The organism is Streptomyces sp. NPDC005070, from assembly GCF_053600395.1.
The window spans coordinates 1-1,332 of record NZ_JBSFZS010000529.1; the positions used below are offsets into that span (position 1 = coordinate 1).

Sequence of the window (1,332 nt, forward strand, 5' to 3'; positions counted from 1 at the left end):
ACGGGCCGGTCGGAGGCAGTCGGCACGTGACAGGACGGCTCTGAAGGGTTGCCCGCAGTACGCCACGATTCCGCTGTACAGCCACGTCTGGTGGGAGGACGTCGGAGAGGACGCTGTGACGTTCCTCGGCTCCTCGTCGTCCAACGTCTACACCTCAGCGGCTCAGGTTCCGTCCAGCGGCAGGCATGACCGCGGGCCCACTGTGCATCGCCGCGCAACCGGCCGGCGCTCCCGTAGTCATCACGGCGGCTCTTCCAGCAGATCGAGTCTCCGATGGGCCCAGCGCGCGAAGAGCGTAGCTGTCTGTGAACCGGTCGACACCGTCCTCCTTTCGTGGATCGGCCATGTCTTCGCGTTCCCGCCCACCTTGCCACCAGCCCATTCCACCCCCGCTCGGTCCGTCCCAGACTGACGTCGCCGGCGCCGCTGCCGGATCGATGAAAGGTCCATCACGATGCCCACATTCAGCGACGGGATCTCCGAGACCGAACTCCCCACGGACACCATCGTCACGACCGATGTCGTAGTCGTCGGTTCAGGTCCTGCAGGCGCCTCTGCCGCGCTCCTGCTGTCGACACTCGGCGTCGACACGGTCATGATCACGAAGTACCGGTGGACGGCCAACACACCGCGCGCGCACATCACGAACCAGCGGTCCATGGAGGTCTTTCGCGACCTCGGCATCGAAAAGCAGGTGCTGGCCGATGCCACCGAGCACGCTCTGGTCGGTGACACCGTCTTCTGCACCAGCATCGCGGGCGAAGAGATCGGTCGCATTCACACCTGGGGCACGCGTCCGGACCGCGAGGCCGACTACCGCCTCGCGTCTCCCTGCCTGACCGTCGACATCCCGCAGACCTACCTGGAACCGATACTGGTGCGCAACGCGACGCAGCGTGGCGCTCAGACCAGGTTCTCCACCGAGTACCTCTCCCACGTCCAGGACGGCGAGGGCGTCACCGTTCAGGTGCTGGACCGGCTCACGGGCCAGGAGTACAGCATCCGCGCCAAGTACCTGATCGGCGCCGATGGTGCCCGCTCGAAGGTCGCCGCGGACATCGGGCTCCCCTTCGAGGGCGCGATGGACATCGCGGGATCGATGAACATCACGTTCAAGGCCGACATCAGCCGCTTCGTCGAACACCGGCCGTCCGTCCTGTACTGGGTCATCCAGCCGGGCTCCAACACGGGCGGCATCGGCGCCGGACTCGTGCGTATGGTGCGCCCCTGGAACGAATGGCTCATCGTGTGGGGCTACGACATCTCCGAGGAACCACCGGTCATCGACGAAGCCGCCGCCGTACAGATCGTGCGCAACCTGCTGGGCGCGCC

General features: G+C 66.2%; 1 protein-coding gene and 1 pseudogene. Both read left to right on the forward strand.

Going from position 1 to position 1,332, the window contains the following annotated elements:
- Positions 1 to 82 precede the first annotated feature (82 nt).
- Positions 83 to 154, forward strand: a pseudogene (locus ACWEBX_RS40870) (pectate lyase); the annotation flags it as partial.
- Positions 155 to 454: 300 nt separating this feature from the next.
- Positions 455 to 1,332: FAD-dependent monooxygenase (locus ACWEBX_RS40875; protein WP_451889744.1), on the forward strand; the 878-nt coding region annotated here is incomplete at its 3' end.